The 24,731-nt window shown below is 61.8% G+C and carries 20 protein-coding genes and 1 pseudogene; 16 read left to right on the top strand and 5 right to left on the bottom strand.

What is annotated here, in order from left to right; genetic code table 11:
- Positions 1-74 precede the first annotated feature (74 nt).
- From RR51_RS12255 to RR51_RS12225, 7 genes and pseudogenes are all read left to right on the top strand, one after another.
- On the top strand, positions 75-2,285 hold the full coding sequence (locus tag RR51_RS12255) for an RHS repeat-associated core domain-containing protein (protein WP_442961508.1): 2,211 nt from the start codon (positions 75-77) through the stop codon (positions 2,283-2,285).
- Positions 2,286-2,298: 13 nt separating this feature from the next.
- Positions 2,299-2,829, top strand: a complete 531-nt coding sequence (locus RR51_RS12250; RefSeq protein WP_039613660.1) for a DUF4303 domain-containing protein — start codon at positions 2,299-2,301, stop codon at positions 2,827-2,829.
- 456 nt (positions 2,830-3,285) lie between these two features.
- On the top strand, positions 3,286-4,758 hold the full coding sequence (locus tag RR51_RS12245; protein ID WP_442961510.1) for an RHS repeat-associated core domain-containing protein: 1,473 nt from the start codon (positions 3,286-3,288) through the stop codon (positions 4,756-4,758).
- The gene (locus RR51_RS12240) at positions 4,755-5,396 is read left to right on the top strand and encodes a hypothetical protein (RefSeq protein WP_039613659.1); all 642 of its coding nucleotides are present in this window, start codon (positions 4,755-4,757) and stop codon (positions 5,394-5,396) included. Before RR51_RS12245 ends, RR51_RS12240 begins: the two co-directional genes overlap by 4 nt.
- A 43-nt stretch (positions 5,397-5,439) precedes the next feature.
- Positions 5,440-8,022 (top strand): annotated as a pseudogene (locus RR51_RS12235) (DUF6531 domain-containing protein); the annotation flags it as partial.
- Positions 8,023-8,220: 198 nt separating this feature from the next.
- On the top strand, positions 8,221-8,736 hold the full coding sequence (locus RR51_RS12230) for a hypothetical protein (RefSeq protein ID WP_052261058.1): 516 nt from the start codon (positions 8,221-8,223) through the stop codon (positions 8,734-8,736).
- Between the two features lie 60 nt (positions 8,737-8,796).
- Positions 8,797-9,213 carry an immunity 22 family protein gene (locus RR51_RS12225; RefSeq protein ID WP_082044688.1) on the top strand — a complete coding sequence of 139 codons (417 nt, stop codon included), beginning with the start codon at positions 8,797-8,799 and terminating at the stop codon, positions 9,211-9,213.
- A gap of 83 nt (positions 9,214-9,296) precedes the next feature.
- Here the strand turns inward: RR51_RS12225 and RR51_RS31040 are convergent, their stop codons facing one another.
- On the bottom strand, positions 9,297-9,446 hold the full coding sequence (locus RR51_RS31040; RefSeq protein WP_161795740.1) for a hypothetical protein: 150 nt from the start codon (positions 9,444-9,446) through the stop codon (positions 9,297-9,299).
- Between the two features lie 249 nt (positions 9,447-9,695).
- On the opposite strand from RR51_RS31040, the gene RR51_RS12220 reads away from it, so the two are divergent.
- The 4 genes from RR51_RS12220 to RR51_RS12205 all read left to right on the top strand — a co-directional run bounded on the left by RR51_RS12220 (position 9,696) and on the right by RR51_RS12205 (position 14,558).
- Positions 9,696-10,871 carry a M20 aminoacylase family protein gene (locus tag RR51_RS12220; RefSeq protein ID WP_039613656.1) on the top strand — a complete coding sequence of 392 codons (1,176 nt, stop codon included), beginning with the start codon at positions 9,696-9,698 and terminating at the stop codon, positions 10,869-10,871.
- 83 nt (positions 10,872-10,954) lie between these two features.
- Complete coding sequence (locus tag RR51_RS12215; protein ID WP_039613655.1) at positions 10,955-12,265, top strand: citrate-proton symporter; 1,311 nt, start codon at positions 10,955-10,957, stop codon at positions 12,263-12,265.
- Positions 12,265-13,719: an amidase gene (locus RR51_RS12210; protein ID WP_039613654.1), complete on the top strand. Its 1,455-nt coding sequence runs from the start codon at positions 12,265-12,267 to the stop codon at positions 13,717-13,719. The genes RR51_RS12215 and RR51_RS12210 overlap by 1 nt, the downstream gene beginning before the upstream one ends.
- A 65-nt stretch (positions 13,720-13,784) precedes the next feature.
- Positions 13,785-14,558, top strand: a complete 774-nt coding sequence (locus RR51_RS12205) for an IclR family transcriptional regulator (RefSeq protein ID WP_013972733.1) — start codon at positions 13,785-13,787, stop codon at positions 14,556-14,558.
- 234 nt (positions 14,559-14,792) lie between these two features.
- Here RR51_RS12205 and RR51_RS12200 read toward each other — a convergent pair whose 3' ends face one another.
- From RR51_RS12200 to gcvA, 4 genes are all read right to left on the bottom strand, one after another.
- Complete coding sequence (locus RR51_RS12200; RefSeq protein WP_039613653.1) at positions 14,793-15,704, bottom strand: LysR family transcriptional regulator; 912 nt, start codon at positions 15,702-15,704, stop codon at positions 14,793-14,795.
- 178 nt (positions 15,705-15,882) lie between these two features.
- The gene (locus tag RR51_RS12195; protein WP_024087169.1) at positions 15,883-16,539 is read right to left on the bottom strand and encodes an HAD family hydrolase; all 657 of its coding nucleotides are present in this window, start codon (positions 16,537-16,539) and stop codon (positions 15,883-15,885) included.
- 224 nt (positions 16,540-16,763) lie between these two features.
- Positions 16,764-17,009, bottom strand: a complete 246-nt coding sequence (locus tag RR51_RS12190) for a DUF2790 domain-containing protein (protein ID WP_052261057.1) — start codon at positions 17,007-17,009, stop codon at positions 16,764-16,766.
- 178 nt (positions 17,010-17,187) lie between these two features.
- Complete coding sequence (gcvA, locus tag RR51_RS12185) at positions 17,188-18,087, bottom strand: transcriptional regulator GcvA (protein WP_039613651.1); 900 nt, start codon at positions 18,085-18,087, stop codon at positions 17,188-17,190.
- Between the two features lie 211 nt (positions 18,088-18,298).
- On the opposite strand from gcvA, the gene RR51_RS12180 reads away from it, so the two are divergent.
- The 5 genes from RR51_RS12180 to RR51_RS12160 all read left to right on the top strand — a co-directional run bounded on the left by RR51_RS12180 (position 18,299) and on the right by RR51_RS12160 (position 24,728).
- Positions 18,299-18,907, top strand: a complete 609-nt coding sequence (locus tag RR51_RS12180; protein ID WP_039613650.1) for a LysE family translocator — start codon at positions 18,299-18,301, stop codon at positions 18,905-18,907.
- 81 nt (positions 18,908-18,988) lie between these two features.
- Positions 18,989-19,606, top strand: a complete 618-nt coding sequence (gene lexA, locus RR51_RS12175; protein ID WP_039613649.1) for a transcriptional repressor LexA — start codon at positions 18,989-18,991, stop codon at positions 19,604-19,606.
- Entirely contained in the window at positions 19,606-20,226 is a 621-nt protein-coding gene (gene imuA, locus RR51_RS12170) for a translesion DNA synthesis-associated protein ImuA (protein WP_039613648.1), read from the top strand. The genes lexA and imuA overlap by 1 nt, the downstream gene beginning before the upstream one ends.
- A 6-nt stretch (positions 20,227-20,232) precedes the next feature.
- Positions 20,233-21,651, top strand: coding sequence for a Y-family DNA polymerase (locus tag RR51_RS12165; protein ID WP_039613647.1), 1,419 nt, complete (start codon positions 20,233-20,235; stop codon positions 21,649-21,651).
- Positions 21,648-24,728 carry an error-prone DNA polymerase gene (locus RR51_RS12160; protein WP_039613646.1) on the top strand — a complete coding sequence of 1,027 codons (3,081 nt, stop codon included), beginning with the start codon at positions 21,648-21,650 and terminating at the stop codon, positions 24,726-24,728. Before RR51_RS12165 ends, RR51_RS12160 begins: the two co-directional genes overlap by 4 nt.
- The last annotated feature ends 3 nt before the right edge of the window (positions 24,729-24,731 follow it).

The following is a 24,731-nucleotide window of genomic DNA, read 5'->3' as shown; positions in this document are numbered from 1 at the left end:
AGGTCGAGCGTTATCAGGACTGCTCGGGCAAGGGCACCTGGTACCGCTACGACGAACGCCAGCACCTGATCGCGGTGACCGATGCACTGAACCAGACCACTTCGCTGGAACGCAAACCCGACGGTGAAGTGCTGCGCATCCATCACCCGGATGGCACTGCCGAACGCTTCACCTACAACACCCTCGGCCAGGTGCTGACGCACACCGATGGCAAAGGCCAGACCACCTGCCTGCAGCGCACCTCTCGCGGCTTGCCGAGCAGCCGCCAGGATGCCAAGGGCGAGTGGGTCCGTTACGAGTACGACAAGGCCTTGCGCCTGACCGCACTGGTCAACGAGAACGGTGAAGCCTACCGCTTTGCCTACGACGCTTCGGACCGGCTGAGCGAAGAAGTGCGGGTCGACAACCTGACCCGGCGCTTTGGCTACGACGCTGGCGGCCATCTGGTGCGCATGGACGAGATTGGCTACGGCGACAACGGCGAGCGGCCAGAGCGCAACACGCTGTTCGAACGTGATGCCATTGGCCGGCTGATGGCCAAGGTCAACCGCGATGCCCGACAGGATTTCGAATACGACGATGCCGATCGGCTGCTGAGCATTCAGCGCCAGCCGAGCAGTGCGGGCAAGCAGTTGGGCATCACCGAAGAGACATTGAGCTACAGCTACGACCTGCTCGGACGACTGACGCAGGAGCTGACCCCGGGTGGTGCACTGAACTATGAATACGACCCGCTCAGTAACCTGACCACATTGACCCTGCCGGATGGCCGCAAGGTCAACCACCTGTACTACGGCAGCGGGCACCTGCACCAACTGAACCTGGACGGCCAGGTGATCAGCGACATGGAGCGTGATGACCTGCACCGCGAGGTGTACCGGACCCAGGGCAAGCTCACCAGTTGCTTTGGCTATGACGCCATGGGGCGCAAGGCTTGGCAGTTTGCCTCGAACTTGCCGGCCGACAAGCTCTCGCAGGTGCACAACACCGGGATCAATACCTCGTTGCTGGTCGAGCATGCCTACAACCCGATTCACCGCCGTTACCAGTACGACCCGGCGGGTGAGCTGGTGCGCACGCTGGACAAGCTGCGTGGCGAGATCAAGTACGAGTACGAAGCCAACGGGCAGTTGCGCAGCCGCGATACCGGTTCACTGGTGGGCAGCGAGGAATTCCGCTACGACGCGGCGGCCAACCGGCTGGACTTTAATGCGCGACAGTTCGCCAAGGTCAAGGACAACCGGATCAGGCAGTGGCGGGATCAGGAGTACCGTTACGACCCGTGGGGTAACCTGATCGAGAAGCGCTCGGGGCACAGCAAGGTGCAGAACTTTAGCTATGACTGCGAGAACCGGCTGGTGCGGGCTGAGACATTGGTCAATGGCAAGCTGGAGAGTACCGGGCACTACCGTTACGACAGCCTGGGGCGGCGAATAGCCAAGCAGGCGGAAATCAACGGCGAAGTCGAGCAGAAGCGCTTCCTCTGGCAAGGCTTGCGGATGCTGCGTGAGGAGACGCCGGGGCAGAGCATCCTGTACCTGTATGAGCCGGGCAGCTATGCGCCGTTGGCGCGGGTCGATCAGGTGGAGGGTGAAGAACAGAGTGTTTACTACTTCCATACTGACCAGATTGGTACGCCGCTGGAGCTGACGGACAGTGATGGCAAGATCGTTTGGCAGGCGACGTATCGTTCTTGGGGTGCAATAGATAGTCTGCCGGTCAAGAATGTCGAGCAAAACCTACGGTTCCAAGGTCAGTATTTTGATGGTGAGACGGGGCTGCACTACAATACTTTCAGATACTACGATCCAGAGGTCGGGCGATTTGTAAGCCAAGATCCGATTGGTTTACTTGGTGGTTTTAATTTCTACCAGTACGCTAACAACCCCATTGTTTGGACTGATGCATGGGGGCTATGTGCTGGTAAAGATTGGGGGGCTTACTATGCTCGTCAAACGGGGACTCGCCCTCCTGCTACAATGGAGCGACCGCATGCTCACCATATCGTTTTCAAGGGAGACTTCGCGCGTTCCCCAGGCATGCAAAAAGCACTCGAACGTAGTAGGGCCGTGCTGGACAAGTACAAAATTGATCCTGTGCATGATACGTCTGCGATGATGTGGGCGGAGAACCAAGGACACACAATTGCGAATGCAAAATTAGTTGCTAGTAAGCTTGAAGCTGCAGACAGAGCTATTATGGCGCAAGATTTACCCTTCAATAAGGCGGTTTCAGCAATGAAGGGTGAGTTACAAAAAATCGGCTTTGAAGTATTCGGTGGGTAATAAGGGGTTGATAATGAACTGGAATGGGTTTGAGGCGGAAGTTTTTAAGCTTGTAGTTCAGGCGCTCGAAGCTTTGCAAGCTGAGCATTCAGACGAAAGGTTTTATGCTTTTTCGTTATATACCGATAGTAGTGCCATGACTATCGCCTTCGCTGCTAACTCTCACGAGGCGCTGGAGCGTAAACTCTTGGAGGAAGATGAGGAGGATCGGGACGATTCTCGTCAGTATTACACATGGGCGACTTCAGAGTGGAAGTATGAGGCTTGGCACGGCGAGTTATTCAAGAGCGCCTGTAAAGCGCTAAGGGAAGATGTGGAGCGTTCTAATATTGCGGATTTCAGGAAAAAACTTTATGCAGCAATGACGAATGTTCTGCGTGCTTTGCGGCAAAGTGATTATTTTAAGTCATTTGCTGTGCAAGAGCCGGTTTTATTTGTCACCGTTACAGATGATGAGACGGCTGAGCATGTTGAAAACGAAACGGCTAGAGTGATTAACTCCCAGTCGACATATGAAAGCTTTGTGAATAGATTTGAGGTTTAAATGTAGGTTCTTATGTGAGGAGTTTATTGAATTTGATTGTGTGAGCTGATCTTTTTCAGAAATCCCGGTTGTATGTATCTCAACTGGGTTTTCGATAACTGATCTACGTTGAATTATTGATAATCTTATGCCATTGGCCGGCTGATGGCCAAGGTCAACCGCGATGCCTGACAGGATTTCGAATACGACGATGCCGATCGGCTGCTGAGCATTCAGCGCCAGCCGAGCAGTGCGGGCAAGCAGTTGGGCATCACCGAAGAGACATTGAGCTACAGCTACGACCTGCTCGGACGACTGACGCAGGAGCTGACCCCGGGTGGTGCACTGAACTATGAATACGACCCGCTCAGCAACCTGACCACATTGACCCTGCCGGATGGCCGCAGGGTCAACCACCTGTACTACGGCAGCGGGCACCTGCACCAGCTGAACCTGGACGGCCAGGTGATCAGCGACATGGAGCGTGATGACCTGCACCGCGAGGTGTACCGGACCCAGGGCAAGCTCACCAGTTGCTTTGGCTATGACGCCATGGGGCGCAAGGCTTGGCAGTTTGCCTCGAACTTGCCGGCCGACAAGCTCTCGCAGGTGCACAACACCGGGATCAATACCTCGTTGCTGGTCGAGCATGCCTACAACCCGATTCACCGCCGTTACCAGTACGACCCGGCGGGTGAGCTGGTGCGCACGCTGGACAAGCTGCGTGGCGAGATCAAGTACGAGTACGAAGCCAACGGGCAGTTGCGCAGCCGCGATACCGGTTCACTGGTGGGCAGCGAGGAATTCCGCTACGACGCGGCGGCCAACCGCCTGGACTTCAACGCGCGGCAGTTCGACAAGGTCAAGGACAACCGGATCAGGCAGTGGCGGGATCAGGAGTACCGCTACGATCCGTGGGGCAACCTGATCGAGAAGCGCTCGGGGCATAGCAAGCTGCAGAGCTTTAGCTATGACTGCGAGAACCGGCTGGTGCGGGCGGAGACGCTGGTCAATGGCAAGCTGGAGAGTACCGGGCACTACCGTTACGACAGCCTGGGGCGACGGGTTGCCAAGCAAGCGGAAATCAACGGCGAAGTCGAACAGAAGCGCTTCCTCTGGCAAGGCTTGCGGATGCTGCGCGAAGAGACGCCGGGGCAGAGCATCCTGTACCTGTATGAGCCGGGTAGCTATGCGCCATTGGCGCGGGTCGATCAGGCGGAAGGGGAAGAGCAGAAGGTCTATTACTTCCATACTGACCAGATCGGCACGCCGCTAGAACTGACGAACAGCGATGGCAAGATCGTTTGGCAGGCGACGTATCGCTCGTGGGGGGCGGTTGAGCATCTAACCGTTAATGAGGTCAAGCAGAATCTTCGTTTCCAAGGCCAATACTTTGATGACGAAACTGGACTTCATTACAACACATTTAGATTCTATGACTGTGAGATCGGGCGATTCCTCTCGCAGGATCCAATAGGACTGGCAGGCGGAATAAATATCTACTCGTACACTATTAATCCTGTTCAGGAAATTGACCCGCTGGGATGGTGTTCGACGAAACTGGGTAATAATATGGGGGCGAGGAAAGGAGATGGAATGGCGAACCATCATCTTATTCCAGAGGAGGTTCTTAGTAATCCACAATATGCTAGGATGTTTGACAGGCTTAAGTCTATGGGTTTCAATGGGGACGGGGCATCGAATGGGATCTTTTTGCCTGGTAGCAAAAATCTAACTCAGCGTATAGATCTTCCTGGTCATTGGTCAAACCATGGGCAGTATACCGCAGCGATTGAGTCTAAAGTTTCTAGATTGAATGATTTCTTTGAGGCCGGAGTTCTGTCCGATACTCAGTTGGCTCTAGGCATTGGGAAGATACAAAATTTTGCCAGAGAAGGGCTTGAAGCTAATAAGTTCGTTGTGGATGCGGTTACGGGGCGATTGCTATGAGTCTGAATGAAAAAAAATATTATGTAATGCACTATGACTCGTCAGATGACGGATGTCCAATTAGTTTGGCTGGCTTCTTTAATTGCGAAAGGTTTGAGTGGTCTCCGTACGAACTAGATCCTGAAAGGCTGGAGATAAGAAATAAGTATCGCCTTAGCCTTTCAGGATTGGAAATGGACGTCGATTCATTGGATTTCGATTTCTATCAGGTCGGTGCGACGTATGTTTCACGCAAGTTTTTAGATGTTTGCGACTTGTTTGGTTCCAAGTATAGAGCCATTCCGCTTGAGATCTCGCTTGGCGATAAAATTAGAAAGGACGATTTTTTTATATTTCTTCCCGGGGAAAGTTTGCCGGCTCTCGATAAGTATTGCTCCGTATATGAATTGGCGAAGGATCTAGAGACAGGGGAAGTTGTCAATAGTCCATTGTTCCCGGGCGAGGTGAGTGTTAGCAGGATTGATTCATTTGTAATTTCCGCTGGTGTTAAAAGTGATGTTTTTCGCTGTCAGGAAACGCTGCAGCTGTTTTGTAGTGACCGATTTAAAGCAGCAGCGACCCTTCTTAAAGGGATCTCATTTGCTCCGGTGGATGAAACCTATAGGTATGATCCTTGGGCGGAATTTGATGACCTTTAGTAAGTTTGAGGGATAAGTAGGCTCCGATTGCTTACGGATTCCGGTGCTCAGCGACATGGAATGTGACGACCTGCACCGTGAGGTCTACCGCACCTAGGGCAAGCTCACCAGCTGCTTCGGTTATGACGCGATGGAGCGCAAGGCCTGGCAGTTTGCCTCGAATTTGCCGGCCGACAAGCTCTCGTAGGTGCACAACACCGGTATCAATACCTCGTTGCTGGTGAAGCATGCCTACAACCCGATTCACCGCCGTTACCAGTACGACCCGGCGGGTGAACTGATATCGCACACCAGCGCGCTGGGGGGCTTCCTGATCGGGGCCGCCCTGGGCATCGCGCTGGTGGCCACGGTGGCCATCGCCACCTTCACCTGTGGGTTCGGCGTGGCCTTGCTGGCCGGCCTCGCAGCCGGCATCGGAGGCAGCTTGCTGACCGCCGCCGGAGAGGCGATAGGCAGTATGTTCTCGTCCCCCTCAGGGACGATAACCACTGCCTCACCCAACGTTTTCATCAACAGCCGCAAGGCCGCCCGCGTCGAAAAAAGCATCGGTGCCTGCGACAAGCACCCGGGCCCGGTGCAGATTGCAGAAGGCTCGACCAACGTCTTCATCAACAGCGTCGCGGCTGCACGCAAGGGCGACAAGCTGACCTGCGGCGCGACCATTTCCGGTGGCTCGGACAACGTCATCATCGGCGGTGGCACCTACCGCTACCTGCCAGTGGATGACGAGATCCCGGAGTGGCTGCGCACCACCGTGGATGTGCTGATGGCCATCGCCGGTGCCGCGGGTGGTATCGCGCAGTTGATCAAGGCGGGCACGCAAGCCGGCATGAAAGCCATAATGCCTTGCGCCCTTAAGTTCACCGCCGGCTTCGTCGCCGGCGAGGTGGCCAGCCGCTACGTGGTCGAACCCGTCGCCCGCAGGGCCATCGGCGGCCTGGTCGGCAACCCGGTCGACCTCACCACCGGCCGCAAACTGATCCCCGACGAAATCGACTTCAGCCTGCCTGGCCTGATGCCGATCGAGTGGTCGCGCTTCTACGCCAGCGACCTGACTGTCGATAGCGTGCTCGGTCGCGGCTGGGTGCTGCCTTGGGAGCAGAGCCTGCGCCGCCAGGGCTCGTTCATCTACCTCACCGACAACCAGGGGCGCGAAATCCCGTTCGTGACCTTGCAACCGGGCCAGCGCATCTACAACCCGCACGAACAGGTGTACCTGGTATGCACTGAGGGCGGCCACTACATCCTGCAAACCCTCGACAACCTGTTCTTCTATTTCGGCGAAGTGCCAGACACCAACAGCGAAGTGCCGCTGCAACGCATCGAGAACGCCCTCGGCCACTTCCTGCATTTCACGCGCACGCCCGACGGTACGCTGACCGACATCAGCGCCACCGGCGGTACCCGCGTGCACCTGCACTACGACAACCCGCTGGGTCGCCTGACCGACATCAAGCGCGTGGTGAACAACCAGGCGGTGGAAACGCTCACCCAGTACCGCTACGACGAACACGGCCAACTGAGCGCGGTGATCAACCGCAACGGCGACACGGTGCGCAGCTTCAGCTACGCCGAAGGCCTGATGGTGACCCACAGCAACGCGCTGGGCCTGGGCTGCCACTACCGTTGGGAAACCCTCGGCGACAAGCCGCGCGTGGTCGAGCACTGGACCAGCGATGGCGAGCACTACCACTTCCGCTACGACCTAGACGCCCGCACCAGCTGGGCCACCGACGTGCTCGGCCGCGAGCTGGAAGTGCAGTACAACGCCGACCACCGCGTACTCGCCAGCCGTGACTACGGTGGTGAACGCTACGCCATCGAGTTGGACGAGCAGGGCAACATGGTTGGCCTGGATTTGCCGGACGGCAACCGGCTCGCCTTCAAGTACGATGAATACGCCCGCCTGCTGGAAGAAACCGACCCGCTGGGCCGCAAGACCACCTACGAATATCACCACCTGACCACGCTGGTGACCCAGGTCAGCTATCCGGACGGCAGCACCTGGCGAGCGCGCTACGACGACAAGGGCAACCTGCTCGCCGAATTCGATGCCCTCGGCCAGATGACCGAGTACCTGAACAGCGATGACGGCCTGCCGCATACCATCATCGATGCGACCTACAAGTCCAAGTACCTGTGGTGGAACACCCTGGCACAGGTCGAGCGTTATCAGGACTGCTCGGGCAAGAGCACCTGGTACCGCTACGACGAGCGTCAGCACCTTGTTGCGGTGACCGATGCGCTGAACCAGACCACCACGCTGGAGCGCAAGCCCGACGGCGAAGTGCTGCGCATCAGTCACCCGGACGGTAGCGCGGAAACCTTCACCTACAACGTCTACGGCCAGGTGCTCAGCCACACCGACGGCAAAGGCCAGACCACACGCCTGATGCGCACGGCCCGTGGCCTGCCGAGCAGCCGCCAGGATGCCAAGGGCCAGCGGGTACGCTACGAGTAAGACAAGGTCGTGCGCCTGATCGCGCTGGTCAATGAGAACAACGCCACGTACAGCTTTGCCTACGACGCTTCGGACCGGTTGAGCGAAGAAGTGCGGGTGGATAACCTGACTCGGCGTTTCAGCTACAACGTCGGTGGTCATCTCACGCGACTGGATGAGATTGGTTAGTCAAAAATGCATATCGGCGGAAGGCATCGCAGGCTAGAATTGCTCGGTGGTGAAGGTGTTGTGACGGCATTCAATGTACTTAAGTATCGGTGATTTATGAATTCCGAGAGTCGATTGCATTTTGAGTCGGAGTTGTTAAAAGAGCTAAACAATGTTGCCTCGAGGTTTGAGGGTGTAGTGGCATCAAGGAATAAGTTGAAGTTTAGATATAATAAAAAATATGTGGCTGAGATTTTCTTTGATCACATTGCCCGCATCGATTCCTATGTGCTCTGCGGGATGGTATATGGAGGGGAAATTCAAGAGTTCGCCTCGATCTTTGAGCCTCCTTATAAGAGTAATCTATTTAACAAGGGTTGCTTTTCTTTTGTTTCGTCAGGTGAACAAAGCAAGCTGTTTAGTGGGGACTTCGGCGGTGCGATTAAAACTCCAACGCCTGGTATGGTGGGGGAAGTCTGTGCACATATTCGGTCAGTGCTGGAAGATTTCTATATTCCGAAAATTCTTGCTTGCATTAAACCTGAAAAGCGGACGATAAGTGATGTTCTGTCCTCGCCTGATCAGTATGCCTATCCTGCCGTGTTCATACATTGTGCGGCGAAATTAGGCAGCGCGGGTGAAACAAGGGATCAGATTGAGAAGGCCATAAAATCAAGGAGTATTGTCAAGGATAAATCTTACGATACCCCACTGCTCGTTGAGTTTTTATAATTTCTTTTGTCCGGTCTATTTGGTTTCTGATAAGTTTTTTGGGACAGCTAAGGAATGGTTGTGAATAAGTACGAAATCGAGCGATACAATAAGGTTCATCTCTGGCTTGGCGTAAATCTAATGGGCGAAGATGAGTATTTTAAATATTTTGAAATCGACTATTCCAGTGAGTTTGAAATCGACGACCCTCGATATCCTGCATGTCAGTTCTGTTTAGATGTCGGGGAGCGCTGGTACGATGAAGACTTCATTGGCATCATTCCTCGCAAGCCCGATCTGGTTGGCGTTGACGATATGCTAGGGCAGTCCCCTATAGATGTAGGCGAGTGGGGCAGGGTTAAATCGATTTGTACAAGTCTCGCAATTGTGGAAGTTAATGCAATGTTCTGGTATTCCGATGGCGGTTTGCAAATCCCCACTCCGCTGAAGGAAAGTTATAATGGTCTTCGCTATATTGGGTTGTTTGAGGGCGAATGACAAATTTTCATACACGAGGTTGTGGTGCCCGCAAGGACGACCCCATTCAAAAAAAACACAGTACCCGGCGGTGAAGTGCACGGCTACCTGTTTACACTGGCGCTCCTAGCGTTTTTTTTGCCGGTCTCAATGCCGTGGTAATAGCCATATTCATCTAACCCGTGATCAGCATCATCTATTTCATCTACCACCACCGTTTTTTGAAAAGCGTGCCGCCAGAGCGGCTGGTACATGTGGTGTCCTAGAACCACATCTATGAAGGGCTGAGCATATCTATGTTCATTTTGAGCGCCTGGGTATTGGCGTGCGGGTACACGCTTTACAATCACTTTCGGTAGAGTGGTTCCACACCGTGGAACCACATTCGTTTGTTATCCCTCGTCACTCGCGCTTATCTGTCAGCCAAGCACGACCTGCCTCACCCGTCGTGACCTCAAGGCGAACAACAAGAACGGGAAACCACCCGCGCGAGGAGACTCTACATGTCCCGACATCAGCACATCCTGGCCTGGCTGAACGATGTGGCCAGCGACCTGCACGCAATCCGTCACGATATCCACGCTCACCCGGAGCTGGGTTTTGAAGAAAGCCGCACTTCGGCGCTGGTTGCCCAGCTGCTCGAAGAATGGGGCTATGAAGTGCACACCGGTATCGGCAAGACCGGCGTGGTCGGCGTACTGCGCAATGGCAGCAGCCCACGCCGCCTGGGCCTGCGCGCCGACATGGACGCGTTGCCCATCCACGAGGCCACCGGCGCCGCGTACAGCAGCCAGCACCAGGGCTGCATGCACGCCTGCGGCCATGACGGGCATACCACCATGCTGCTTGGCGCCGCGCGCTACCTGGCGGCGACCCGGCAGTTCGACGGGACGCTGACGCTGATCTTCCAGCCGGCCGAGGAGGGCCAGGGTGGCGCCGAGGCGATGCTGGCCGATGGTTTGCTGGAGCGCTTCCCTTGCGATGCACTGTTCGGCATGCACAACATGCCCGGGCTGCCGGCCGGGCACCTGGGCTTTCGCGAGGGGCCGATGATGGCCTCGCAAGACCTGCTCACGGTGACCCTCGACGGGGTTGGCGGCCATGGCTCGATGCCGCACCTGACCGTCGACCCGCTGGTGGCGGCGGCCAGTGTGGTGATGGCCCTGCAAACCGTGGTGGCGCGCAATATCGATGCGCAGCAGGCGGCTGTGGTTACCGTCGGCGCCTTGCAGGCCGGCGAAGCGGCCAACGTGATCCCGCAGCAGGCGCTGCTGCGCCTGAGCCTGCGCGCGCTGAACGCCGAGGTGCGGGCGCAGACCCTGGAGCGGGTGCGGGCGATCATCGTCAGCCAGGCCGAGAGCTTTGGCTGCCGCGCCACCATCGAACACCGCCCGGCCTACCCGGTGTTGGTCAACCACGCCGCGGAAAACGCCTTCGCCCGGCAGGTGGGGGTGGAATTGCTCGGTGCCGAGGCCGTGGATGGCAACACCCGCAAGCTGATGGGCAGCGAAGACTTCGCCTGGATGCTGCAACGCTGCCCGGGCGCCTACCTGTTCATCGGCAATGGCGTATCGCGGCCGATGGTGCACAACCCGGCCTACGACTTCAACGACGACATCCTGCTGACCGGCGCCGCCTACTGGGGTGCGCTGGCAGAGCGCTGGCTCGCGCCCGCCTGACCTTTCCTTTTTGACGACTGCCGCTGGAACCCGGGCGCGACCGCGCCTGGGCGATCACCCAATCATTGTGTGGAGTGTTTCCTATGCAGACTTCGAGCACCGGCGTGTCGCGTACCCGGCAAGTGGTCGCCGCCGTCATCGGCAACGCCCTGGAGTGGTATGACTTTATCGTGTACGGCTTTCTGGCCAGCATCATCGCCCGGCAGTTCTTCCCCTCCGACGACGAATACGCCTCGCTGCTGATGGCCCTGGCCACCTTCGGCGTCGGCTTTTTCATGCGCCCGGTGGGCGGCGTGCTGCTGGGCATGTATTCCGACCGCAAGGGCCGCAAGGCGGCGATGCAGATGATCATCCGGCTGATGACCGTGTCCATTGCCATGATCGCCTTTGCCCCCGACTACCTGGCCATCGGCATGGCCGCGCCGCTGCTGATCGTGGTGGCGCGCATGCTGCAGGGTTTTGCCACCGGCGGCGAGTACGCCAGCGCCACGGCCTTCCTGGTGGAGAGCGCGCCGGCCCACCGCAAGGGCCTGTATGGCTCGTGGCAGTTGGTGGGGCAGTGCCTGGCGGTGTTCTCCGGGGCGGCGATGGTGGCCTTGGTCACCCACCTGTGCACGCCAGCGGCGCTGGACAGCTGGGGCTGGCGTATCCCGTTCGTGCTCGGCCTGCTGATTGGCCCGGTGGGGCTGTGGATTCGCAAGCACATGGAGGAGCCCGAGGAATTCATCGAGGCGCGCCGCCAGGCCAAGGGCCAGTCGCCCAGCCTGTGGCAGGTGCTGCGTGAGCATCGGCGCAGCCTGTTGGTATCGATGGGCCTGGCCTGTGGCGCGACGGTGTCGTTCTACGTGGTGCTGGTGAACATGCCGACCTTCGCCCACAAGAACCTCGGGCTGCCGCTGGACCAGGTGCTGCTGGTGCAGATGCTTGCGGTTGGGCTGATGACCGTGGTGATCCCGCTGTCCGGGGCGTTGTCTGACCGGCTGGGGCGGCGCCCGGTGCTGATGGCCTTCACCCTGGCGTTCTTCGTCATGGTCTACCCGTTGTATGTGTGGGTGGCTGCCGCGCCGTCGCTGGAGCGCCTGCTGGTGATGCAACTGCTGCTGTGCACTGCCATCGGTGGCTTCTTCGGGCCGGCGCCCACGGCCCTGGCCGAGCAGTTCCCGGTCGAGGTGCGTTCTACCGGTGTGTCGGTGGCCTATAACGTGGCGGTGATGGTGTTCGGCGGCTTCGCCCCGTTGATCGTTACCTGGCTGAGCAAGGTGCTCGGTACCCCGGTGGCGCCGTCGTTCTACGTGCTGTTCGCCTGCCTGCTGACACTGCTGGGCACCTATTGCCTGAAGGAAGCCCCACGCGCGGGCAAGCCTGCCGCTTTCAACCTTGGAGTGAAACCGTGATGCCGCTAGCCATCGACCCCATCGTTGCCCTCGATGCCGAGGCATTGTCCCGGGCCATCCATGCCCGCCAGATGTCGTGCCGGGAGGTGATGCAGGCTTATCTGGCGCACATCGAACGCTTCAACCCGCAGGTAAACGCGCTGGTGTCGCTGCGCCCGGCCGAAGCGCTGCTGGCCGAGGCCGATGAGCGTGACCGCGAACTGGCCCGTGGCCATTCGCGCGGCTGGATGCATGGCATGCCCCAGGCGATCAAGGACCTGGCTGCCACTGCCGGGCTGCGCACCACGTTGGGCTCGCCGCTGTTCGCCGAGCAGGTGCCCGAGCAGGACGCGATCAGCGTGGCGCGGGTGCGGGCCAGTGGTGCGCTGATCGTGGGCAAGAGCAATGTGCCGGAATTCGGCCTTGGTTCGCAGACCTACAACACCCTGTTCGGCACCACCACCAACGCCTACGACCCGGGCAAGGTGGCCGGGGGTAGCAGCGGTGGGGCGGCGGCGGCGCTGGCCATGCGCCTGCTGCCGGTCGCCGATGGCAGCGACATGATGGGCTCGCTGCGCAACCCGGCGGCGTTCAACAACGTGTATGGCCTGCGCCCGTCGCAGGGCCGCGTACCCCACGGGCCGGCGCCGGAACTGTTCGTGCAGCAGCTGGCCACCGAGGGGCCGATGGGCCGCAGCGTGGTGGATGTGGCACGGCTGTTGTCGACCCAGGCGGGCTTCGATGCGCGGGCGCCGTTGTCGCTGGGCGATGGCCGGCACGATTTTGCCGCCGGGTTGCAGCGCGATTTCCGCGGCGTGCGGGTTGGCTGGCTGGGCGACTACGACGGTTACCTGGCGATGGATGACGGGGTGCTCAGCCTGTGCGAAGCGGCCCTGGCAGACTTCGCCGAACTGGGCTGCCGGGTCGAGGCCTGCCAGCCGGCGTTCGACATGGCGCGTTTGTGGCAGTGCTGGCTGACCCATCGCCACTTCCTGGTGCACGGCAACCTCGCTGCGGCCTATGCCGACCCGGGCAAGCGCGCGTTGCTCAAGCCCGAGGCGCAGTGGGAGGTGGAGGGTGGCCTGCAACTGAGCGCGGCGGCGGTGTACCAGGCTTCGGTGGCCCGCAGCGACTGGTACCGCGCGCTGGGCAAGCTGTTCGAGCGTTACGATTACCTGCTGTTGCCATCGGCCCAGGTGTTCCCATTCGATGCACGGCAACCGTGGCCAACGGTGGTCGGAGGTCGGGCGATGGACACCTATCACCGCTGGATGGAAGTGGTGATTGGGCCGACCCTGGCCGGTTTGCCGAGCATCAGCGTACCGGTCGGTTTCAACGCTGCCGGGTTGCCCATGGGCCTGCAGGTCATCGGCCCGGCCCAGGCCGACCATGCGGTGTTGCAGCTGGCCCATGCCCATGAACAGCTCACCCGTTGGGTAGCGCGGCGCCCACCCCGGAGCCTGCAAGCGCCATGAAACCGCTGGGCAGGCGCGGATCTTGCTGGCTATCCTGACCATCCAGTTACAGGGAGGTCACACTCATGGGCATCACGGCAGACAGTGGCGGCGTGCGTTCGGTGGAGCGGGCGCTGGCCATCGTCGACCTGCTTGGCGAACACCAGGCGCTGGGCCTGGAAGAACTGCATTACCTGACGGCGCTGCCCAAGGCCACGGTGTCGCGCATGCTCGCCACCTTGCAGGAGCAAGGCTGGGTTTACCGCGGCCTCAGCGACAGGCGTTACCGGCTGTGCGCGCGGCGCCTGTTCGGTGACCGCCAGCTGCGTTTCAAGCGGCGCCTGGTGGAACACGCCGCGCCCATGCTGCTGGAATTGAGCGAGCGCACCGGGCTGGTGGCCGACCTGTCGTGTTTCGACGGCGAGCGGCTGGAGGTGATGGAAAGCGCTGTGCCCCAGGTATTGCGCAAGCGTTACCCGCACACCTGCCAGATCGTCGGCCATCATGCCAGCCTGTTTCACTCGGCGATGGGGCGGGCATGCCTGGGTGAGTTGGCGGTCGATGAAGTGCAGCGCCTGGCGGCCCATGAGCGGGTGGGCGACGAGACGGTGCTGCGCGACATCGAGGAGGAAGCGAACAAGGGGTTCGGCCAGCGCACCGAAGGGCACTGGGAGTACCCGGTGCGCTTGCCGTTCCTGATCCGCGCCATTGCCCTGCCGGTGCATGCCGAAGGGCGCCTGGCCGGGAGCATTGCCTTGCATTGGCCGCTGGACCAGGCGCCGGTGGAGCGGGTGTTGAACCTGCACCTGAACAGCCTGGCTACAACGGTGGGCGAGGTGCAGCGGGCCCTGATTGTTTGAGTCAGCCTGTACCGGCCTCTTCGCGGGTAAACCCGCTCCCACAGGGAAAGTGCATTGCCCGAGGCTTGCTCGGTACTTGTGGGAGCGGGTTTACCCGCGAAGAGGCCAGTACAGCAAACAACAAAACCACAGGGAATGTGCATTGCCCGAGGCCTGCTCGGTACCTGTGGGAGCGGGCGAGCCCGCGAAGAGGCCAGTGCAGCAAACAACAAAAGAAGCTGTGTCCGCAGCCCTTCAGCGCTCCAGGCTGTACATCCGGCACTCCGCCAGCAACGCCAGCAGGTTCGGCTCCCGCTCCCGCGCCTTGAGGAACACCACGCCAATATGCTGCTGCAAGCGATATTGCGGCTTCAGGGCAATCAACCTGACCCGGTTTTCGTACACCGCCGCGATCCGCCCGGGCAGCAGGGCAAAGCCCACGCCCGAGCTGACCATGCTCAGCAGGGTGAAGATATCGTTCACCTGCATGGCTACCTTGGGTTCGAAGCCGGCCTGCTGGAACACCCGGGCGCCATCGCGGTGGGTGGCAAAGCCCTGGGTCAGGGTGATGAAGGTGGAGTCGGCCAGGTCGGCCAGGTCCACCTCGGCCTGCTCGGCGAAGGGTGATTCGATGGGCACGGCAAGGAAGATGTCGTCGGAGAACAGCGGCAACTGCTCGCAGGCCGGGTCGCTGACGCTTTCGTCGAGCGACACGAGGATGGCCTCCAGCTCGTGGTTCTTCAGGCGCTGCAGCAGGTCGACGTTGGAGCCCAGGGTCAGGTCGATGTTGAGTTCGCTGCGGCGCAGCTTGAGGCCCATTACTAGCTTGGGTACGGTTTTCACCGTCAGCGAGTACAGCGCACCCAGGCGGAAGCGCTCGGCGTAGAAGCCGGCGGCCTCGCGGGTAAGGCGAACCATCTGCTCGGCGTCCTGGATCAGCTGGCGGGCTTTCTTTTCCAGCACGTAGGCGCTTTCCAGCGGGATCAGCTGGCGGCCTTCATGCTTGAACAACGGGCAGCGCAGTGCGCTTTCCAGCGAGTGGATGGCACGGTGCACGCTGACGGCGCTGGTGGCCAGCTCTGCGGCGGCGCGGCCGAGGTTGCCGGTGCGCATGAAGGCGAGGAAGGTTTCCAGCTTCTTGAGGGTCAGTTCTTCGTCGATCAGCATGGGTTGACCTGGGTGTGCACAATGGCTGGGGCATGCATATTGCCTTGAAATTTTGGGGCCGCTTCGCAGCCCATCGCCGGCAAGCCAGCTCCCACAGGGACAGCGCACGGCTTGAGGCCGATGCGGTCGAGGTGGGAGCTGGCTTGCCGGCGATGGGGCGCGAAGCGGCCCCGTATGCTCATTGCATGGATCCGATCAAGGTCCACAACGCTGGGTCGTTGAAGTCACGGACAACCAGCTTCGCCCCCGCCGCCAGCAACCGCTCCGGCGTCTGCGTAGTGGCCACGCCCACGGTAAAGATCCCAGCGCCACTCGCGGCTGCCACCCCCGGCAGCGAATCCTCGAAGGCCAGTGCCTGCCCGGCCTCGGCACCCAGCCGCTGCAACCCGGTCAGGTAAGGCAGCGGGTCCGGCTTGGGCCGTGCCAGTTCCTCGGCCACCAGCACGTGCGCGAAACGCTGGCCCAGGCCCATGGCGTTCAACATGTGCTCGGCGTTCAGCCGCGGTGCATTGGTCACCACGCACATGCCGATGTCACGAGCCTGGGCATGTTCCAGCAGGCGCACTAGGCCCGGCATCGGCTCAAGAGCCGGCGACATGTCGCGGAACAGCGCCTCCTTGCGGTCGGCCAGCACCTGGCACTGCTCGGCACTGGCACCGGCAAACAGCTCGGCGAACAGCTCGCCGTTGGCGCGGCCGCTGACCTGGGCATCGAACTGCGCCTGGCTCAGCTCGCGGCCGTCATGCTCGCGCAGCAGTTGGCGAAAGGCCTGCAGATGCAAGGTGTCAGTGTCGGTGAGGGTTCCGTCGAGGTCGAACAGCAGGGCAGTCAGCATTGGGTATCCAGGTCCAAAATCATGGGCGGGCCAGAAGGGAGATTCTTTGCCTTTGGAGTCACGGCAACTACGCGACTTCCTGAGTGTACTGGAGTACGGCAGCCTTGGCAGAGCTGTGCTCGAATGCGAGGTTGACGCCTGCGCGTCGAGTCAGCAACTGCCAAAGCTGGAAAGCCAACCGAGTAACCGGCCGTTGGCACGCTCCGGTTTTCGAAGCTTTGTCATCAGTTCTGGTTGGCGGAGGTGGCTGGGCGCAGGTAGCTGATCTTCTGCACCTTGCCGTCGCTGTCACGGTAGGTGAGGGTGGCGGTATCGGCGTGGTCGGTGGCGTGGCCCGAGGCCTCCACCGCGATCACTTGGGCGATGTCCAGGTTCATGCCGTACTGGTACGGGGAGGCGGTCTGGGCGAAGGCGCCGACGCTGCTGCCGAAGGTCAGGGTGGTGATGGCGATTGCTTTGATGATAGTCATGATCATGCTCCGTTAGCTTGGGTAGTGGGATCAGCAACTGCTTGCTGCCTGGGTTGGATATTGCGCGCTAATAGTTGGCGCACAAAATATATTTCCACTATCCGGTCTATTGGAGCGCTGCATCGCCGCAAATATTGTGTGGATCGCCGCGAGGGCTGATATGTTTGCCGCGCACCGATCAAGGAAGCGCACAGGTGTCATGCTGGAGCCGAGAGAGCATCCAGTCGATAAATACCTGGGTCTCGGCGACCGCATCTTTCGATACCCCATAGTAGTAGCGAGTCAGGGGCAGTCGTAGATGAGGCAGCGGGTTGTGCAGTCGGCCGGTGGCAAGATCCTTGCCCAGCAGCGTGGCCGGGCACAGCGCCAGGCCAAGGCCGTCGACGGCAGCTTGCAGCACCAGGTGCATGTGATCGAACTGCAACGCTGGCCGTTGTCTTGCCTGGCTGACACCAGCCAGCTTGCACCAGGCCTGCCAATCCCCACTGCGTGTCCTGCCCGAGAGCAGGGTATGGCGCAGCACATCCGACGGCGCCTGAACCGGTATCGCTTCCAGAAGAGAAGGCGCGGCAACCAGCAGCAGCTCGTCCTCGAACAGCATGTTCGGTTCCAGATTGGCCGCCCAGCCTGCACTGCCACGGCGCACCACCAGATCGAAGGCATCACGCGAGGGGTCGGGGGCCAGGATGCTGGTCACAATCTCGGGCTGAATCTCTGGAAACTGCGTCATGAATTCGGGTAACCGAGGGATCAGCCAGCGCACGGCAAAGGACGGGCGCACATTGATGATCACCTTGCGCGATGCACTGCTTCGGGCCAGGGCCTGAGTGGCGTTGGCGATTTGCGCCAGGCCCAGGCTGATCTGTTCATAGTAAGCCTGGCCGCTCGGGGTGAGTACCGACTGCCGATTTCGGCGTTCGAACAACATTATGCCCAGGTGCTCTTCGAGCAGGCGTATATGGCGGCTGACAGCACTGTGGGTGACGTGCAGCTCCTCGGCGGCACGGCTGAAGCTCTGGTGTCGCGCGGCCGAGGCAAAGGCCCGGAGGGCATTCAAGGGTGGGAGGTCGCTGATCATATGTCTAATTTTGTCACATCAGGGTCGCAAATAAAGCGTTTGTCAGCGATGGTGTTTCACGCCACTCTGACGCCGCTCTGTTCTGGTCTTCGTCCATGTGCGCAACAAGTATCCGCTTCTTGCTGATCGGACTTCGCTGTGTGCGGCATTGATCCTCGGGTGCCGTTGGCGGGCCTAACGCTCTTCAGTTCAATGCCAGGAGGCATTTTGCATGGCCAGCTATGGATTGTTCCTTGTCCTCGCGACTTTCACCGTGTTAAGCCCCGGTCCCGGGGTAGTGCTGACCCTCTCCAACGCCCTGCGCCACGGCTGGGGCGGAGCGCTGCCGGGGATCTTTGGCATCGCTTTGGGCGCTTTCATCGTCGCCGGGCTCTCGGCCAGCAGCGTGGGGTTGGTCCTGGCGACCTCGGCAACGGCGTTCAACGTGCTCAAGTATGTCGGCGCGTTGTACCTGTTGTACTTGGGGGGAAAAATGTGGCGCACCCAGCGTTTTATTCCGGAGTTTACCGTGACCGCCACGCAACCCTGGCGGCGCCTGGTCGAAGCGTTGTCGATCCAACTGCTGAATCCCAAGGCTGGTTTCTTCTTCCTGGCGGTGTTTCCACAATTCATCAGTCCCCAGGACAACTACTACCGCCAGTTCTTCCTGCTGGTTTCATCCTACGCGTTGCTGGTCGTGCTGGTACACACCGGTTATGCGCTGATGGCCAATAGCGCCAGGGGCTGGCTGTCGAGCGACCGCGGTGCGCGAATTGTCGGCAAACTCTCCGGCATCACCTTTTTCTGTTTTGGTGTTCTGATGGCCTCGGCCAGCAAATGAACTGCTGCCCGTCACAATTGCATCGCAGCCGCCAAGCCGTCGACGAAGGGGGCTGTTCAGCGTGCTCCGAAAAGAGTACAAATGTGCTCCATGGACAATCTTACCCCAAAACGCCGCGCCATCTTCGAGTTCATCCGTGAGCGCATCGCCGACCACGGCCAGCCGCCGAGCCTGGCCGATATCGCCACGCGCTTCGGTTTTGCCTCGCGCAGCGTGGCGCGCAAGCACATCACCGCCCTGTGCCAGGCCGGCTACATCGACGTCACGCCGAACCAGGCGCGGGGCATACGCCTGGCCGAACGGCTGCGCCGCCCGGAAATCCTCGAAGTGCCGGTGCTGGGCCAGGTGGCGGCAGGCGCCCCCATCGGCCCGGACCTCGACATTCACGAGCAGTTGCTGCTCGACCCCAGCCTGTTCCGCCGTACCCCCGACTACCTGCTGAAGGTGCGTGGCGACTCGATGATCGACGACGGCATTTTCGATGGCGATCTGGTCGGCATCCTCCAGCAGGCCGACGCCCGCGATGGCCAGATCGTGGTCGCGCGCCTGGACGGCGAGGTGACCATCAAGCGCCTGCAACGCCAGGGTGGCAATTACCGGCTGTTGCCACGCAACCCGGCCTATGCGCCCATCGATGTGCGGCCTGAACAGGAGTTCTTCATCGAAGGCGTGTTCTGCGGCTTGCTGAGGCGTGGTTGATGGGCGCGGTGGTCGACCTCGACAGGTTGCTCGACCAGCGCCGGGTATGGCGCGGTCGGCAGGCCCAGGCGCGGCCGCTCGGTCTGCAGCCCACGGGCCATGTCGCCCTTGACCAATGCCTACCGGAAGGTGGCTGGCCGGCGGCTGCGCTCAGCGAACTGTTGCTGGCCAGCCCCGGCTGCGGCGAATTGCAGCTGCTGTGGCCGACCCTGGCCCGCTTGAGCGCTGAAGCCAGCCGAATCGTGCTGGTGGCACCGCCATTCATTCCTTACGCCCCGGCCTGGCAGGCCGCGGGGGTGGACCTGCGCTGGCTGGTACAGGTGGACGCCGCACCTGCCGATGCCCTGTGGGCCGCCGAGCAATGTCTGCGCTCCGGCAGTTGCGCGGCGGTGCTGTGCTGGCCGGAACGTGCCGATGACCGCGCCCTGCGGCGCTTGCAGGTGGCTGCCGAAACCGGGCAGGCGCTGGCCTTCGCCTGCCGGCCGCAACAGGCGGCGCACAACCCTTCACCCGCGGCGCTGCGCATTGCCGTCGACACCCGCCCGGCACAATGGCGCGTGCTGAAAAGCCGTGGCGGCATGCCACCGGCGCTGCCCATCGCCTGCCCGGGGCGGGGCTGATGCAACATGCTCTGGGCCTGCATCCTGCTTCCGCAGCTGGCGCTGGACACGGTCCTGCGTGAGCGTGACGACCCCGATACCCCCCTGGTGCTGCTTGGCGGGCCGACCCAGCGACGCGTGCTGCAGGCGGTCAACCCGGCGGCGGCGGCGCTCGGCCTGCGGGCCGGGCAAACCCTGACGGCGGCGCGTGCGCTGGCCGATGGCTTCAGCTGCGTCGAAGCCGACCCCAGGCGCATCGACCAGGTGCAGCAGTTGCTGGCAGCCTGGGCCTACCGCTTCAGTGCCCAGGTCAGCCTGCACTACCCACGGGCGCTGTTGCTGGAGGTGGGCTCCAGCCTGCAGCTGTTCGGCCCCTGGCCGCTGTTCGAGGCCCGTCTGCGCCAGGAGCTGGCGGAGCTGGGCTTGCGCCAACGCATCGTCCTGGCCAGCAACCCGGTGGCGGCGCGCATGCTTGCCAATGCTCACGATGGCCTGGCCGTGATGGATGCCGATGCCACCCGTGCGGCGCTGCTGGGCATGCCCATCGAGCGTATCGGCCTGCCTGCGCAGGCTGCCGAGGCCTTTGCCCGCATGGGCCTGCGCCAGTTGAGCCAGGTGCTGGCCTTGCCCCGCGACAGCCTGGCCAGGCGCTTTCCGGCCCAGGTGCAGCTGCACCTTGACCAGTTGCTCGGCCTGCGCAACCTGGGGCTGGGCTTTTACCAGCCCCCGGACCGTTTCGAGACCCGGCTGGAGCTGAACTTCGACGTCGAATCACACCAGGCCCTGCTGTTCCCGCTGCGGCGCATGCTCAACGACCTTGCCGCGTTCCTCGCCGGGCGTGACTGTGGCGTGCAGCGTTTCTGCCTGCACCTGGAGCATGCCGAAGGGCCGGATACCTTGCTGAAGGTAGGCCTGCTGGCCGCCGAACGCGATGCTGCGATGCTGTTCGAACTGGCGCGCGGGCGCCTGGAGCCGCTACGCATTCCCGCACCTGTGCGCAACCTGCGGCTGGTTGCCGAGGACCTGCCACCCTTCGTGCCGCAACACCAGGCATTGTTCGACCCGCGTGCGCAGCAGGCGCAACCTTGGGAACAATTGCGCGAACGGCTACGCGCCCGCCTGGGGGATGAGGCGGTCAAGGGCCTGAGCGCGGCAGCCGATCATCGCCCCGAATGCGCCTGGCAAGCGGTAGAGCAGGGTGCCCAGGGCAGCATGCCGGTCGTTCCTGGCAGCCGCCCTGGCTGGCTGCTGTCGGCCCCCATGGCGCTGGACGAAGGCGGCTATCGCCTGCAAGGCCATGCCGAGCGCATCGAATCGGGCTGGTGGGATGGCGGCGATGTGCGCCGCGACTATTACCGTATCGAAACCCGAGACGGCCTGCGCGGCTGGGCCTACCGCGACCTGGGCAAGGCCGGCCCGTTGTGGCTGCAGGGCTGGTTCGCATGAACACCCCGGGTTATGCCGAGCTGCACTGCCTGTCCAACTTCAGCTTCCAGCGCGGCGCGTCGAGCGCCGACGAGCTGTTCCGGCGCGCGCGTGAACAGGGCTACCAGGCGCTGGCGATCACCGACGAATGCACCCTGGCCGGCATCGTCCGTGCCTGGCAGGCGGCCAAGGAGCACCAGCTGCGGCTGATCGTGGGCAGTGAAGTGCAGTTGCAGGACGGCCCCAGGCTGGTACTGCTGGTGCAGGACCTGGCCGGCTACCAGAACCTGTGCGCGCTGATCACCCGGGCCCGGCGGCGGGCGCAGAAGGGCGAGTACCAACTGTTTCGCGATGACCTGCAGCAGCACCATCAGGGCCTGCTGGCATTGTGGGTAGCCGATGACAGCGGCGATGCCACCCCCGGGCAGTGGCTGCACGGCGTGTTCGGTGAGCGCCTGTGGCTGGCCGTGCACCTGCACCGCGGCAGTGACGATACCTTGCGCCTTGAACGCTTGCGTAGCCTGGCGGCCAGGGTCGGCATCCGCGCCGTGGCCTGTGGCGACGTGCACATGCACGTGCGCGGTCGTCGCGCCCTGCAGGATTGCATGACCGCCATTCGCCAGCATTGCCTGGTGGCCGAGGCCGGGCGCTTCCTGTTTGCCAATGGCGAGCGGCACCTGCGCAGCCAGGCGCAACTGGGCGAACTCTATCCCGCCGACTTGCTGGCCGAGACCCTGGCCATCGCTGCGCGCTGCCAGTTCGAGCTGAGCGAATTGAAATACCAGTACCCCTGCGAACTAGTGCCCCAGGGGCATACCCCGGCGAGCTGGTTGCGCGAGTTGTGCCAGCAGGGTTTGCCGTCGCGCTGGCCAAACGGGCCGAGCAGCAAGGTGCGGGATGTGCTGGCCAAGGAGCTGGCGCTGATCGAGGAGCTGGGCTACGAAAGCTACTTCCTGACTGTGCACGACATCGTCGCCTTCGCCCGCAGCCAGCGCATTCTGTGCCAGGGGCGGGGCTCGGCAGCCAACTCGGTGGTGTGCTTCGTGCTGGGCATCACCGAGCTCGACCCCATGCAACACCACCTGTTGTTCGAGCGCTTCCTGTCGCGCGAGCGCAACGAGCCGCCGGACATCGACGTGGACTTCGAGCACGACCGGCGCGAGGAGGTGATCCAGTATGTGTTCCGCCGCTATGGCCGGCACCGGGCGGCGCTCACTGCGGTGGTCAACACCTACCATGCCGCCGGTGCGGTGCGGGATGTGGCGCGGGTGCTGGGGCTGCCCGCCGACCAGGTGGACGCCCTGGCCAAATGCTGTGGCCGCTGGAGCGATCGCATACCCGACGACCAGCGCCTGGCCGAGGCCGGCTTCGAGGCGGGCAGCCCTTCACTGCGCCGGGTGCTGGTGCTGGCCGGCGAACTGATCGGCTTCCCTCGGCACCTGTCACAGCACCCGGGCGGCTTCGTCATCTCGCAGCAACCCTTGGACGAGCTGGTGCCGGTGGAGAATGCCGCGATGCCGGAGCGCACGGTGATCCAGTGGGACAAGGACGACCTGGACATGGTGGGCCTGCTCAAGGTCGACGTGCTGGCGCTGGGCATGCTCAGCGCCTTGCGCCGTTGCTTCGACCTGCTGCAACGCCACCGTGGCCGGCACCTGACCCTGGCGACCATCCCCGCCGAAGACCCGGCCACCTACGCGATGATCAGCCGTGCCGAGACCATGGGCGTGTTCCAGATCGAATCGCGCGCGCAAATGGCCATGTTGCCGCGGCTTCGGCCGGAAAAGTTCTACGACCTGGTCATCGAGGTGGCCATCGTCCGCCCCGGGCCGATCCAGGGCGACATGGTCCACCCTTACCTGCGCCGGCGCCTGAAGCAGGAACCGGTGACCTATCCCTCGCCGCAACTGAAGGCAGTGTTCGAGCGCACCCTGGGTGTGCCGCTGTTCCAGGAGCAGGTGATGGAGCTGGCGATGGTCGCGGCCGACTACACCCCGGGCGAGGCCGACCAGTTGCGCCGCAGCATGGCCGCCTGGAAGCGTCACGGCGGCCTGGAACCGCACCGCGAGCGGCTGGTGCAGGGCATGTTGCGCAATGGTTATGACCTGGCGTTTGCCGAGCGCATCTTCGAGCAGATCAAGGGCTTTGGCAGTTATGGCTTTCCGGAATCGCACGCGGCCAGTTTTGCCTTGTTGTGCTATGCCAGCAGTTGGCTCAAGTGCCATGAACCGGCGATTTTCACCTGCGCGCTGGTCAACAGCTGGCCCATGGGTTTCTACAGCCCCGACCAGTTGCTGCAAGAGGCCCGGCGCCAGGGTATCGAGGTCAGGCCGGTGGATGTGTGCCACAGTGACTGGGATTGCACGCTCGAGCCTGAACCTGGCGAGGTGCTGGCCATTCGCATGGGCTTGCGCCTGGTACGCGGCCTTGCCGAGGCTGATGCCAGGCGCCTGGAGCAGGCGAGAGCGCAGCGGCCATGGCGCGATGTCGAAGACCTGTGCCTGCGTGCCGGGCTCGATTCGCGTGCCCGGGCCCAGTTGGCCGATGCCGGCGCGTTGCGCGCCTTGGCCAGCGACCGGCACCAGGCGCGCTGGCAGGTGGCGGCGGTGCAGCCGCAGCTGCCTTTGTTCGCCGATATCGAAGCCTTGCCGGAACGTACCGTCGAACTGCCCGTCCCCAGTGTGGCAGAAGACCTGATGGCCGATTACCAGACCCTGGGTACCACGCTTGGGCCGCATCCCCTGACCTTGTTGCGCTCACGCCTGCGGGCCCTGGGCTGTCGCAGTTCGCGCGAGCTGCAAGATGTCGGGCATGGTGACAACATTGCCGTGGCCGGGCTGGTGGTGGGCCGCCAGCGGCCACAGACCGCCAGCGGCGTGACCTTCGTCACCCTTGAGGACGAGCACGGCATGGTCAATGTGGTGGTGTGGCGGGCGCTTGCCGAACGGCAGCGGCGGGCACTGGTGGGGGCGCAGTTGCTCAAGGTCAGCGGGCGGCTGGAGCGGGAGAATGGCGTGCGCCACCTGATAGCACGGCGGTTGGAGGATGTGAGCCCGTTGTTGCAAGGGCTGGATGTACGCAGCCGGGACTTCCATTGATCC

Source organism: Pseudomonas sp. C5pp (assembly GCF_000814065.1).
Classification (GTDB): Bacteria; Pseudomonadota; Gammaproteobacteria; order Pseudomonadales; family Pseudomonadaceae; genus Aquipseudomonas; species Aquipseudomonas asiatica.
This window is presented reverse-complemented; position numbering and strand designations above follow the sequence as displayed.